Origin of the sequence: Vibrio kasasachensis, assembly GCF_050337565.1 — a bacterium.
Taxonomy (GTDB): domain Bacteria; phylum Pseudomonadota; class Gammaproteobacteria; order Enterobacterales; family Vibrionaceae; genus Vibrio; species Vibrio kasasachensis.
The window spans coordinates 60,930-75,620 of record NZ_JAKJTB010000016.1 but is presented as its reverse complement, the minus strand read 5'-3'; the positions used below and the strand labels follow the sequence as shown (position 1 = coordinate 75,620).

The 14,691-nt window shown below is 45.0% G+C and carries 5 protein-coding genes; all 5 read right to left on the bottom strand.

What is annotated here, in order from left to right; all coding sequences use genetic code 11:
- Positions 1–41 precede the first annotated feature (41 nt).
- The gene (locus L4C38_RS13850) at positions 42–1,799 is read right to left on the bottom strand and encodes a diflavin oxidoreductase (RefSeq protein WP_428798149.1); all 1,758 of its coding nucleotides are present in this window, start codon (positions 1,797–1,799) and stop codon (positions 42–44) included.
- A 30-nt stretch (positions 1,800–1,829) separates the two neighbouring features.
- Positions 1,830–7,289, bottom strand: coding sequence for a glutamate synthase-related protein (locus L4C38_RS13845; RefSeq protein ID WP_428798148.1), 5,460 nt, complete (start codon positions 7,287–7,289; stop codon positions 1,830–1,832).
- A gap of 275 nt (positions 7,290–7,564) precedes the next feature.
- Positions 7,565–7,996, bottom strand: coding sequence for a DUF1499 domain-containing protein (locus tag L4C38_RS13840; RefSeq protein WP_428798147.1), 432 nt, complete (start codon positions 7,994–7,996; stop codon positions 7,565–7,567).
- A 210-nt stretch (positions 7,997–8,206) separates the two neighbouring features.
- The gene (locus L4C38_RS13835) at positions 8,207–9,676 is read right to left on the bottom strand and encodes a glutamate synthase subunit beta (protein WP_428798146.1); all 1,470 of its coding nucleotides are present in this window, start codon (positions 9,674–9,676) and stop codon (positions 8,207–8,209) included.
- Entirely contained in the window at positions 9,676–14,214 is a 4,539-nt protein-coding gene (gene gltB / locus L4C38_RS13830) for a glutamate synthase large subunit (protein ID WP_428798145.1), read from the bottom strand. Before gltB ends, L4C38_RS13835 begins: the two co-directional genes overlap by 1 nt.
- Between the last annotated feature and the right edge of the window lie 477 nt (positions 14,215–14,691).

The window sequence follows — 14,691 nt, the reverse complement described above, 5'->3', positions numbered from 1 at the left end:
GTCATGGCTTTTTTGCATCAGTGAACATATCCAATAATTATTTAGTACACATCACGTACATAGCGTTTCTGCTTCTTTAATTGTGCTACATACTCATTGGACTCTTGTTCGCTCATTTTCCCATGTTCAGCAATCACAGCGTGGAGCGTTTTGTCCACGTCCTTCGCCATATGGTAAGCATCGCCGCAGACAAAGAAATACCCGCCACGTTCTAGCCATGCAAACAGTTCAGCACCATTCTCTCGCATTTTATCCTGTACGTAGATTTTCTCTGCTTGGTCACGTGAGAAGGCTAGATCGAGTCGAGTTAAGGTGCCTTTGTGTTGAAGGATCTCGATTTCATCTTGATAGATAAAATCATTGGCCATGTTTCGGTCACCAAATATCAACCAGTTGTCCCCCGGAGCGGCGGAGATTTCTCGTTCTTCTAAGAATGATCTAAACGGTGCAATACCTGTTCCAGGACCAACCATGATCATCGGTGCTTTATCATCATTTGGGATGGCAAAATTTTTGTTTGGCGCAAAGTAGCAAGGAACCGTTTGACCTTCAGCTACTATGTCAGCCAACCATGTGGAGCAAGTGCCATTGTACTCACGGTCGCTATGCTGGTAGCGCACATTACTGATGGTTAAATGAACTTCATTTTGATGTTTATTTAAGCTAGATGAAATGGAATAAGCGCGCGGTGCTATCGGTTTGAGCAAAGACAGTATTTCCGCTAGTGATAGACTAACAGTGGGGTAATAACGCAGAATATCAAGCATATCTTTACCCCATAAAAAGTCATTTAATTGCGAGTTGTCATCATGGGAAATTAAGGTGAGTAGGTGATGATCACTGGCTGACTCTGCCATGGCTTTAACGAATTCTTTCGAAGGTATTCTTATGTCGAGATGATGAGTGAAAATCTCTCGCAGGCTATGGTTTTCGCCGTTCCAAGATGGTCGCTCATCACCACTATAACTAAGTTGGCTCAGCACTTCCTCAACTAAACTAGGTTGATTTTGGGGAATAATATTTAACGCATCGCCCGGTTTGTAAAATTCACCAGAATTTTCTAGAGAAAGCTCGTAATGGACGATCTCTTTTGATGAAGCCGTTTTACTCAGCACTCGCTTGTGTAGCAATGTGGCTAGTAAGGGATTCTTGCGACCGAATTTTGATTTCTTCTTTGCGGGAACGCTGTTTTGTGGCTCAGTGGTGTTTTCACCGCCTTGCTCAGCAATGCAAGGTAAGGTGGCAACCATCCAATCTTCAGCAAGTTGTTCGAAGTCTACATCGCAATCAACACGAGCGGTGATACGAGTCGCGCCTAGAGTTTCCAATCGTTCATCCCAAAGCTTACCTGCGAGACAGAACTCATCATAACTAGTGTCACCTAACGACAGCACAGAGAAGAAGGTGTTGTCTAACTTAGGGGCGTTGTCGCTGCTAATTAATTGCCATAGCGCTTCTGCGTTGTCTGGCATTTCACCTTCACCGTAGGTGCTGGTGATGATCAAAATTCGGGATGATTTGATGAAAATTTGCGCATCGACATTATCCATATCGAGCACAGATGCTGTCATTCCGTATTCTTTTGCCTTTTCTGCAGCGTCATAGGCAAGGCTTTCAGCATTGCCAGTTTGTGACCCATAGAGAATAGTTAACCCTTTTACTTGGGGTTTTGATTCCGCATGAACAACGGACTCTTGCTTAAGCAAAAGGCGAGAATGCAGACCAGAAAAAAAACCAGCCAACCAAGTTTTTTGGTCATCGTTAAATGGAATATCTTGTGGTAAGTGAGGTACTTTCATTATATTTCCTATTGATGTACGCGCCTTTCCTTAGGCTAATTTAGCGTCTTTTTTCTTTACAGTTTCAAGCCGGCTTGATTGTTCAATATCTTGTTTAATAACATCTGAAAAGAGGTGACAATAAAGCGTAGCTAATCGTTGGCTCAGAGGGTCGATACCGACAAGTTGTTTTTTCACTTCTGCTTCACGAGCAATTATCCACACCGTTGTTGCTCGAGAGTGAGTATCCCAAATATCACGACGGCTGAGAGACGCTTTGTAGTCTTGCACTCGTTTGTTGGCAAGCAACAGCGCAAGCTCATCGTCTTTGTAGTGAGATATGCCTTCTTTAACATCTTTACTTATCGTATCAAGTAGTTTTTTGTCTTTAAGCTCAAACAGTCGACGAATTATAGTGTTATGTGTGCCATCTTTATTATCTTGCTGTTGCGCTAAATGTTGAGCGCGAAGCAGTACGCCACTTTGAGTTATTAAATCGCATATTAGCCCACTATCCATTTCGCCATATTGTGGGCTTAATCCATGGGATAAAGGATGGCTGTCACGGTAAGCAAAGTGGATTTGTTCGATAAGACGACTCGCCTCGCCTTGAATCAACTCTTCTAGCATTTTTTTACGTGAATGGGTGGCTAGAATACTTTCCGGGTGTTGGCTTTGAGTCAAAGCGAGAGGTAGAACAAGAGTAAATAGTGTTCGGCTCGTCGACCAATCATCGAGCAATTGTTGGGCTTTGCTTGAGCCAGTAAAGCGAGTGTGTTGCTCCAAATGCCACTTTAGAGCTTCCTCGTAACCCGCATTATTTCCAATCAACGGCAAGGTTAGTACGGAGTCTTTACTGCAACTGTTCGAGAATTGACCGTTGATGTCGTATTGGAATGCCACCCCACCAGACATGCCATTGCCAAAGCCTTTACCATAATCACCAAGGTTGATCACGGTACCATTGGTCATGTATTCACAGCAGAAATCACCGACACCTTCGACAATCGCAACTGCACCAGAGTTTCGCACAGCAAAGCGGTCGCCAGCCTCACCTTCAATAAAGGTTTGACCGCCCGTCGCGCCAAATAGCGCAAAGTTGCCGATAAGGACATTATTGCCTTGGGCGAGAACGTTGGGAAGTGGGGAGCACACCACGATATGCCCGCCACTGGCACCTTTACCAACCCCGTCGTTGCAGGTGCCAATATGCCTCATAACCAACCCGCTATTATTAAACGCCGCGTAACTTTGACCTGCGCTGCCATAACTGGTGACGGTAATGGATTCAGCATCTAAGAATCGACGACCATTTGTCGCCGTTTGGACGCTAGGATGATGTTGAGCTGAGCCTTGATAGTTCAGAGCACGCTCTATATCAATTGAAAGTTGCCCGCCGGTCGATTTGTTGCGGTTAGTCAGCTTGCCGACATCGAGGGTTATTTGATGTTGTGACGACTCAAAGTATTCCGTCATTAGTTGTTCAAACAGAGCATCATCTGGAGTGAAGTCCGCTTCTAAATAAATAGGGCTGGCAATCTTGACCAAATTAACTGGCTTAAGCAGCCCGGTAACATCCAATCGTCCAACAATGCTATGGTGGTTCGCAAGATGCAGTAGCTGGGTTTTCCCGCGAATTTGTCTTAGATTTTGATAACCTAATGATGCGAGTATCTCTCGGGTTTCATGGGCAACGTTGAGGAAGTACTGCGCTAATGCGCGAGGATCGCCTTGGTATAACTCAGGGTTCGTTGTTAGACCAGCAGGGCACTTGATGTTGCAGTTTTTCGCCATGACGCATTTAAGCATCATTAATGCAGTGGTACCGAATTCAAAGGAATCCCCACCCATGATAGCGGACTTGATAACATCAACGCCCGTTTGATGGGCATTGGAGCAACGCAAGGTGATTTTGTCTCGCAGTCCATTTTCACTTAGAGCTTGGTGTACTTCGGCAATCCCAATTTCGGCAGCTCGACCGGTGTTTTTTAAGCTGGTTACTGCCGCTGCGCCAGTACCACCAGTATTCCCTGCAACATTGATGACATCAGCGCCTGCTTTCGCTACGCCTACTGCGATGGTGCCAATTCCTTCTGAGGATACCAGCTTAACGATTACTCGAACTCTCGCCGCTTTTGCGTCGTGGATCAACTGTCCTAAATCTTCAATAGAATAAGTGTCGTGATGTGGTGGTGGGCTCACTAACTCAACGCCTGGGGTGCCACCGCGAGCGGCGGCTATTTCGACCGTTACTTTTGGCGAAGGTAACTGACCACCTTCACCGGGTTTCGCTCCTTGGGCAATTTTGATCTCAATTTCTTCTAATTGAGGATCAGCAAGGTACCCGACCCAAACACCAAAACGACCAGAAGCAAACTGCTTAATTTTACTTGATTTAATTGAGTTAAAACGTGATGAGTGCTCACCACCTTCGCCAGAGTTACTCATGGCTCCAGCGATGTTGGTGCCTTGAGCGACCGCTTGATGGGCATTGGCGTTTAGTGCGCCGTGGCTCATTGCGCCTGAAGCAAAGTAAGGGGTAATTAAGTGGGCTGCATCGACGTCATCCAGTTTAATAGTTCTAGGTGTTGCCTTAACTCGTTCAAAGAAGTTTGCCAACTCAGGTGTGACAATTAATTTTAAAGAATTATTCTCAATAGATAATTGTTCAACCTTTTCTGCCCACACTAACCCAATTGCTTGTTTAAGCAGATGGAGGTGCTTTGATTTATCAAGAGTTAAAATGAAGTGTTGTGATTGCTTTTCAACGCGTAGTCCGCGCCAAAGGTAGTCGATATTGCCATCAAAGTGGTAGCGTTCTAACAGCTGAATGAATTCAGCCTGACTAGAAGCGCGGCTGAAATCGAGTGGCAGCAATAAAATATCGCGCAATGTTGCTGGGCGAATTTCTCGCTCTTGGTAGAGGTTATTGGCAAAGGTTCGATAAGCTGGGGTTATTTGGAACGCGTCCATCTGCTTGGCTGATAGCTTGTCATAGCCATTTTGTTTATAGGCAAGATCCTGTTCTTGAACGACGGTAGATTCGAGCGCTTTCGTTTCGGCAAGCGAGTCAACATAACTCACAGGCTCTTGCGTCATGTTAATGTATTCACGTACCGCGGTGTTACCAAAACTATGCCCAGCACCATCTTGGCGTTCTTTAAATAAACCTAATAGAGGGATTTGGTTCTCTTCGTTTATTGCGAGAGCTTTGAAATGCCATTTGGCTGCACTCCACGCAATATCATCTAATCGAGCTCCGCCTACGGGAGAGGCGATATTTGGGAAATAATCTCTCAAGCATGATGAGTCGGTATCAATGAAGCTTGATTCAAAGAACTCTCCACCGATATAGCTTTCAGCAGTACAAAGACCAAATTTACCCATTGTCTTCATTAATGATTTTTCACAGGCTTTTTGAAAGTTGTTAAGCCCCACTTCAGTGCTTTGATTGTTTGCCAGTGTTTGCGCTCGATAGTACACAGATAGCGGACAAATAGCCGAGACACCGAAACCGAGTAAGCAGGCTATGTCATGGCTACTTGCGGCTTGACCGGTTTGATAAATCAGACTTGTATCAAATCGATGTCCGCGTTTTATCAAGTGTTGATTTACGGCAGCTGTGACCAGTATTGCTGGTAGTGCGGCTTGGTTGTTGGCGATGAGCTTATCACTCAATACGATAATGCCGCTCCCGTTGACTGCAGCTTCTTCCGCCTGTTGGCATATCAATGCCAGTGCTTTCTTAACGCGTTTCGTATTGTCAGATCGATTATTGATGGTTGGCGTGAAAAGGGTGTCAATGAGTGAAACTTTAATCCGATCTTGAGCAAAGATCTGCTCAAGTTGTTGCGGCTGTAGTATTGGAGAATTCAATACTAATTGAAGTGTCGCTTTCTGGCTAAAAGTTGGTTTAGCACCCAAGGCGACACGTAATGTCATGCCATCGGATTCACGTAATGAATCAAGCGGTGGATTTGTTACCTGAGCAAAACGTTGGCTGAAGTATTTAGACATGCCTCCTTCTTCGTCTGTTAGTACATTTGGTGCAAGCCCAAAGCCCATAGCTGAAATTTTCTCAGCACCAGATTCAAGCATAGGGTCAAGAAAGAACTTAAAGCTTTCTTGGTTTAGTGAGTAAGCAACGTGGCGACTGTAAGCACTAAAAGTGTTGTTATTGATCACTTTCTCAAGAGAGGCATCAGGCAGATCTTGTAGAGTAAATCGAGCGGATGCTAATAGAGCTGGGTAGTTGCGTTGCTGTGCAAGATGCTCGAGGATCTCGTCAGTTTGGTAGCTTTGACCTGTTGCGTGGTCAAAATAAATCATACCGCCCGCCTGAATACGACCAAAGCGGGTTACGTCCTTGGCATCGAAGTCGATCTGACCTGCTTCACTCATTACTGCTAAATAACGAGAGGTTTCAACACTACGCAGAGGTCGTAAACCCAAGCGGTCTAAGCGAGCACCGACTTTTTTCCCATCAGAGAATATGAGGGCAGCAGGACCATCATTTTTTTCTTCAGATAAGCTGAAGTATTCCAGCATTGCTTTTACATTAGGAGATAGTTGAGCATCGTTTTCCCAAGCTGGTGGCATCATCGCAATCACTGCTGTCACGATATCCATATTGTCTTCAATAATACGACGGGCTAAGGTTTGATCTAACCTAGCAGAGTCGGACTGTCCTTTAGGAAAAACGACTTGCTTGTGTTGTTGATGAGCAATCGCATCTTCACTTAAACGGTTTTTCTTATCGGTATTGAGCTCACCATTGTGTGCCATTCGACGAAAAGGCTGCGCCATCATCGTGGCGGGTGCTGTATTGGTGGAGAAGCGCGTATGGAAAAACAGTGTTGTAATTTGGTGTTTGGGATGAGTTAAGTCGGAAAAATATGGCATCACCTCCCAAGAATTTAGCCGACCTTTATAGACTTGGGTTTTGGAGCTCATCGATAATGGATAAAACCCATGCAAGCTATCATCCGTAAAACCAATCGATTCTAGTTTATTGAGTGCTAAATTAATATCATGCTCGAAGGTTGCAGTATCGCGAGAAGCGTCAGCATTAATAAAAATGTATTGATGAATGGTTTGCTGTACTTGTAGAGATGCGGGATTGACAGCTTCTCTATTTACCGGAATTTCACGGCATAGTTCAAGTAATAGCCGATACTCTTTAAGAGTCTCTTCTATTAGTATATTGGCATGTTCAAATTGCTTAGTGTTATAAGGGAAGAAGAAGTTAGCGACACCGAATTCTCCCAACTGTAATTGCGGTCTATCTAATAAGTGCCGATAAAAACTTGCTGATAGATCAATGTTAACACCAGCACCGTCGCCAATACCTTCGGCATTCATCCCACCACGGTGAGGGATGCTGCAAAGTGCTTGGTGTGCAAGAGTGATAAGTTGATGAGTCTGTTCGCCCGTTTTATCTGTGATGAACCCCACTCCACAACTTGAGTGCTCAAGCTCGCGATCAAACAGCGAGCGACATTCCTGATTCATTCGATCTTTTCCTTGATTGCTAGCAGTATTCCTACTGCCGGATCCATTGGCTTTTCTCACTACAGTGCCATTATTAGCTGTCCACTCAATTGGGAATGCTTCCCATTACCCTTGTGTGAGCAATAATAATTATCATGTGCAATGGTTAATCGCAAGCATTGTGTGATTAAGATCGCCTAAAAATCAGACGTTGTTAGCGAAGTTGTTAATGAGTTATTGTTGTTTTTTTATTCTGATTCCCTCATTGGTATTAGCAAAGCCTAGTGGGAAAAAGCTTAAATTTCCAATAAACCCGCAGCAGTCAGTTGGGTCCTTAATTGCTCTGAACGCTTACGATTAACGCCAAAATCTGAGTACCCAACTCTTGATTCTGAGCGAACAATTAATTGGCTACCTTCAATTTTAAGTTCGAGATCATCGACAAATTTCATGATTTTACTCGTGCACTCAATTCGTAAGTAGTTGTTATCTTGAGCGGCAGTTTTTGCACCTGGTAATGCTAGTGCTGCTGTTTCTACTTCTTCAATTGTGACATGAGGTTTGAGCCTGAAAGGTGCTATTTGAAATTCTTCTCGCGTATCGAGGGTTGAAACACAGTTTGGTTTATCGGCGCAAGGTTGATCGATTTTTTTTGCCATTGTTCTTTCTCCTTGGCTACATCCTGAAAGCATGAGTGCCGCGGTTAAAATTGCGAGGGGAGCTTTCATCACTGTTTCCATTATTTAAGGGGAGGGGGATTTGAGTATTCACTCTATCGGTGCCTATAGTCAATCTGTTCGTGATATCCAATAGTATAGAAAGGAAGAGAAGGTTTCGTACAAGTGTTGAATCATGGGCAAAAAAAGACCAGCACAAGGCTGGTCAAATTTAGATGGAAGGAACATCGGCGAGAAACGGTCGCTTCTCGCGTAATGCTTTTAAGCCGAAAGCATTAAGGAGCTTGCTTTCGCTTCTAGGTTGGTACCGCCCATTAAGTACTCATCGATAGCTCGAGCGCTTTCACGACCTTCATTGATACAACGTACAACTAATGATTGACCAGTGCGCATGTCGCCTGCGGCAAATACACCCGGCTGACTGGTGGCAAAACCTTGAGTTGCGACGTTGCCGCGTTCATCCAGCGCTACATCTAGTTGAGCCAATACACCGTGAGGTTCAGGGTGAAGGAAGCCCATTGCGAGGAATGCCATATCACAAGGAATGACTCGTTCACTACCTTCAACTTCTTTGAAGTTAGGACGTTCGCCTGCTTTAGGTTCATCCCATACGATATCAGCAAGGCGCAGACCAGTGACTTCGCCTTTGTCGTTACTGACAAACTCTTTGGTTAGGATGTTCCAGTGACGACCAACTCCTTCTTCGTGAGAAGTAGAAGTACGCATAATCATTGGGTATTGAGGCCAAGGCATGTTTACAGGGCGTAGCTCTGGCGGGATAGGCATTATTTCTACCTGAGTGATGCTTGCCGCACCATGGCGGTTAGAAGTACCGACACAGTCAGAGCCAGTATCACCACCACCTATAACCACAACATGTTTACCTTTTGCGTGGATCTCTTCTGTTTTAAGATCCATATAGTTAGCACGACGGTTGTTTTGTGCTAAGAATTGCATCGCAAAATAAACACCGTTTAGCTCTCGACCGGGTACGGGTAGATCACGAGGTACAGTAGAGCCGCCTGTCAGTAGAACCACATCAAACTCTTGACGTAACTGTTGTGCGTTAACGTCTACGCCTATGTGTTGGTTTACTCTAAATTCGATACCCGCTTCCGTCATTAGGTTGATCTTACGATCGATGACATCCATACCAAGCTTGAAATCAGGGATACCAAAGCGCAGTAGACCACCCACCTTCTCATCACGCTCGAAAACTGTCACAGAGTGACCTGCGCTGTTGAGTTGCTCTGCCGCTGAAAGACCAGCAGGACCGGAACCAATAATAGCGACCGTTTTTCCACTGCGAGAGCGTGGTGTTTTTGGCTTAGCGTATCCTTCACGATACGCTGTTTCTACGATGGTTTTCTCAATATTACAAATGGTGATTGGATCTTGATTGATACCCAATACACAAGAGCTTTCACAAGGAGCTGGGCAAACACGACCAGTAAATTCTGGGAAGTTGTTAGTCGAGCTAAGAATATTCCAAGCTTCTTCCCAGCTATCACGATACACCGCATCGTTAAACTCTGGGATGATATTGCCAATTGGGCAGCCGTTATGACAAAACGGCACGCCACAGTCCATACAACGAGAGGCTTGGTCATTAATTTTGCTGCCAAACTCCTCGTTTAGAACGAACTCTTTGTTGTTCTTGATACGTTTTGCTGGGTCGATTTTCTGCGGGAGTTCACGACCATGCTCTAAAAATCCAGTAGGCTTACCCATTACACTGCCTCCGCTTCTTTTTGTTGTGCCTCAGCCTTACGTTTTTGAAGCACTGCTTTGTAATCACGTGGCATAACTTTCACCATGCTCTCTAAGCTTGCTTCAAAATTGTTTAGGAATGATTGAGCCACTTCACTTCCTGTGAACTGAACATGCTTGGTTAGCATGTCGAGTAGTAGGTCTTTGTCTTCTTGCTCGATAGGGTCTAAGTCAACAAGTTCAGGGTTCAGTTTTGACTCAAAGTCGCCTGATTTGTCCCAAACGTAAGCTACACCACCACTCATACCAGCGGCAAAATTACGACCTGTAGAGCCAAGGATAATGGCAGCGCCGCCTGTCATGTACTCACAACCATGATCACCGACACCTTCAACAACGACTTTCGCACCAGAGTTACGAACACAGAAGCGTTCGCCTGCTAGACCGCGAATGAAAGATTCGCCTGAAGTTGCACCATAGAAACAAACGTTACCAACCACAATGTTATCTTCTGGCACTATGCTTGATTTAGCATCAGGATAAAGCACAAGCGTACCGCCTGAGAGACCTTTACCCCAGTAATCGTTAGCATCGCCTTCTACTTCGAACTTCACGCCCTTAGCAAGGAAAGCACCAAACGACTGGCCCGCAGAACCATTGAATTTAACATTCATTGGTTTTGGTAGACCTTGGTCTTTATACACTTTCGAGATTTCATTCGACAACATAGTACCGGCTGAGCGGTCTGTGTTAACGATTGGGAATTCAGCGTTGACCGATTCACCTTTCTCTAAAGCAGGAATTGCAGCTTGAATCAGTTTACGATCGAGTATCGATTCTAGATTGTGATTTTGCTGTGTTTGACAGAATACGCCGTCAGCTTCACGAGCATTTTCAACATGTAGAACAGGTGATAGATCGAGATTCTTATATTTCCAATGTGATATGTCTTGGCGAATTTTAAGCTTCTGACCTTGACCTATCATTTCCTCAATAGTGCGGAATCCGAGTTCAGCCATGATTTCGCGTAGACCTTCAGCCATGTACTGGAAGAAGGTTACAACGTCTTCTACACGACCATCGAAGCGTTCGCGTAGAGTTTTGTTTTGTGTCGCGATACCAACCGGGCAAGTGTTCTTGTGACACTTACGCATCATGATACAGCCTTCAACCACAAGAGCTGCGGTTGCCACACCCCATTCTTCCGCACCCAGCAGAGTGGCAACAGCGAGGTCGCGAGGTGTCTTCATCTGACCATCAGCTTGAACAACGATACGATTACGTAGACCGTTTTTCAGAAGCGTTTGGTGAGTCTCAGCCAGACCAAGTTCCCAAGGGAGACCAGTGTGGCGAATTGAAGACAGTGGCGAGGCCCCTGTACCGCCATCGAAGCCAGCGATAAGTACAACATCGGCTTTTGCTTTCGCTACACCCGATGCGATGGTACCAACACCTGCTTCCGATACTAGCTTAACGTTGACGCGACCTGCGCGGTTAGCGTTCTTCAGATCGTAGATTAGCTGAGCCAAATCTTCGATTGAGTATATATCGTGATGTGGTGGTGGTGAAATTAGACCTACTCCTGGAGTAGAGTGACGCGTTGCCCCGATCCAGTCATCGACCTTATCGCCTGGTAGCTGACCACCTTCACCTGGTTTCGCGCCTTGAGCCATCTTAATTTGAAGCTCGTCTGCGTTGGTTAGGTAATAAGAGGTAACACCGAAGCGACCTGAAGCAACCTGCTTGATGGCACTACGTTCCCAATCACCGTTTTCTTTGCGTTCGAAACGGGCTGGGTCTTCACCACCTTCACCTGAGTTCGATTTTCCGCCTAGACGGTTCATCGCAACAGCCAGTGTCGAGTGTGCTTCGTGAGAAATAGAACCAAACGACATTGCACCAGTCGCAAAACGCTTAACGATGCTATCAATTGATTCAACTTCGTCTAGCGAAATTGAACCGGCAGGGTTTTTGATAAATTCAAGCTGGCTACGCAGCGTAACCGCGTTATCACCTTGCTTATCAACCGCTGCTGCATACTGTTTGAATTGCGAGTAGTCTTTATTACGTGTTGACTCTTGTAGTAGCGAGATGGTCTCAGGATTAAATAAGTGTTTCTCACCACGCTGTTTCCATTGGTAAACACCGCCAACATCAAGTATTTGTGCAGGGATCTCGCGTTGAGGGTAGCCAATACGGTGACGCACCAACACTTCTTTAGCGATATCATCAAGGGTTAAACCTTGAATTCGTGAAACGGTACCGGTGAAGTATTTATCAACCACAGATTTGTGAATGCCAAGTGCTTCAAAAATCTGAGCGCCATGATATGACTGCAGGGTTGAAATACCCATCTTTGAGAAAATCTTAAGTAGACCGCCATTCACTGCATTTCGATAGTTGTTAAACAAATCGCGTGGATTTGCTTTAGGATCTAACTTTTTAATACGTTGAAGCTCAACTATCGTTTCGGTCACTAGGTAAGGGTTTACTGCGTTTGCACCGTAACCAAGTAAGGTTGCAAAGTGGTGCGTTTCACGTGCATCTGCCGTTTCGACAACGATGTCACATTTAGCACGTAGACCTTTACGGATTAAGTGGTGATGTACAGCACCAACAGCCAGCATCGCAGGGATTGCTGCGTGGTTTGAGTTTACTGCACGGTCAGTCAGAAGGATGATTGAGTAACCATCAATCACAGCGTCTTCCGCGTACTGGCAAATACGTTTCAGCGCTCGCTCAAGCTTGCCTTGATCTTCATTGGCTTGGAATACGATATCTAGCGTCTTAGCTTGTAGGTGCTCGTTATCGATAGCTCGCAGTTTTTCAAGTTCAGCGTTAGCAAGTACTGGTGATTCCAACTCAACTTTTTGACAGTGAAGCGGTGTTTCGGTGAGTAGGTTTTGATCTTTACCTAGGTAGGTGTTCAGCGACATAACCATACGCTCACGGATCGGATCGATCGGTGGGTTGGTTACTTGAGCAAACAGCTGCTTAAAGTAGTTCGATAGATGTTGCGATTGATGAGATAGGACTGCTAGAGGCCAGTCAGCACCCATGGCCGAAAGTGGCTCTTTACCATCGTTAGCCATCGGTACGATGACTTCGTTTACTTCCTCAGAGCTTACACCAAACGCTTGTTGACGATGTAATAGGCGCTCTGGAGATGGCTGGCTGAACTGGTTGCTTGCATCAGGCAGCTTATTCAAACTCAGTAGGTTTTCTTCCACCCACTTCTCGTAAGGCTGTGATGTTGCGATAGAATCTTTTACTTCTTCATCAGAAATGATTCGACCTTGCTCTAGGTCGGCGACGAAGATGCGACCAGGTTGCAGACGCCCGCGGAATTCGACATTTTCAGGGGCAATATCAACCACGCCTGACTCTGACGCCATTACCAAGAAGTCATCTTTGGTTACTGTGTAGCGAGAAGGACGCAGACCGTTTCGGTCTAGTGTCGCACCAACTTGAACACCATCGGTGAAACAAACTGAGGCAGGTCCATCCCATGGTTCCATAACGTTCGCATGGTATTGATAAAACGCGCGACGCTTAGCTTCCATGTTTTTGTTTTCTTGCCATGCTTCAGGAATCATCATCATTAAGGCATGTGGCAGGCTGCGTCCTGAAAGAACGAGCAATTCTAGTGCCATGTCAAAGTTAGATGAGTCGGAGCTGCCTTCTTGACAGATAGGCAGAAGCATGTCGATTTCGGCTTGAGAGAACAACTCTGATTCCAGAATTGCCTCACGCGCTTTCATCCAGTTTAAGTTACCACGAACGGTATTGATTTCACCGTTGTGTGCAATATAACGGAAAGGTTGTGCTAAACGCCATTTCGGGAAAGTGTTGGTTGAGAAGCGTGAGTGAACTAATGCCAGCGCCGTTACCATGGTTGGGTTTTGTAGATCTAAGAAGTACTGAGGTACTTGCTCAGTTGTTAACTGCCCTTTATATACCAAGGTTTTGTACGACATTGAGTTGATGTAGAAATCATCGCCAATGTTCGACACGCTTTCTAAACAAACACGAACGGTGTAGTTACGAAGTACATACAACTTACGCTCAAGCTCTTCAGGTGACATGCTCGGGCCACCAGTAATAAAGACATGTTCGAATTGAGGCTCTGTACTTAGCGGGTCTTCGCCGATCATTGAATTGTCGGTTGGTAGTACACGATAACCGATGACTTCAAGATCAAGGCGTTTTGCGTTGCGCTCTAAAATATCTCGACATTGTTCTCTTTTGTGTTGCTCTTTTGGAAAAAGAACCACACCCACACCATATTTTTCAAAAGAAGGTAGCTTGATACCAAGCTTTACCGCTTCTTCTAAAAGAAATTCATGAGGTTTTTGAAGTAGAATACCTGCACCATCACCGCTGCAAGGATCACAACCTTGACCGCCACGGTGCTCCATGCGTGCAAGCATATCAAGGGCCTGCGTAACAACTGCGTGAGATTTACGGTTTTTTAGGTGAGCAACAAAACCGATACCACAAGCGTCGTGTTCCAATTCAGGAGTATACAGACCTTGGGTGCTCTGCTCTCTATCTACCATAGATACATCCTTCCAATCTAATTTGGACGCACTGTTATTAAGCGAACTTAATCGCGCGTCACTTCCTTTTATAGTTTGATTCGCACCTGAGCGAGGTTGTTCAGGTTTGACTCCCTTCTTTTCTCACTGGAAAAATGTTGTGAGAAAGATAATCCTTGGTGATATCCATTTAACAGCATCACTTTTGTAGTGATTTATATAGGTGGGATGTGTATATCACCGATTTCCTTGCCGATTATTTTGTATTTAGTGATAACGCTTAGCAAGTGAGATCTGTAAGTATCCTACAATTTACTCGGACCAAAATGCAATCAAAACTCAGCCTTGTTATGCAATTTTTTCGGGAGTTAAATAGGTTTTATGTTCATTTTTTGCCTAAATTTCAGCTTGAAGCACGTTTTTTTGAATGTTTATTGATTTGTGATAGGGATCAAATTAGTAGTTCTGGTTAGATCGCAGGCACTAAAAAACACGAGA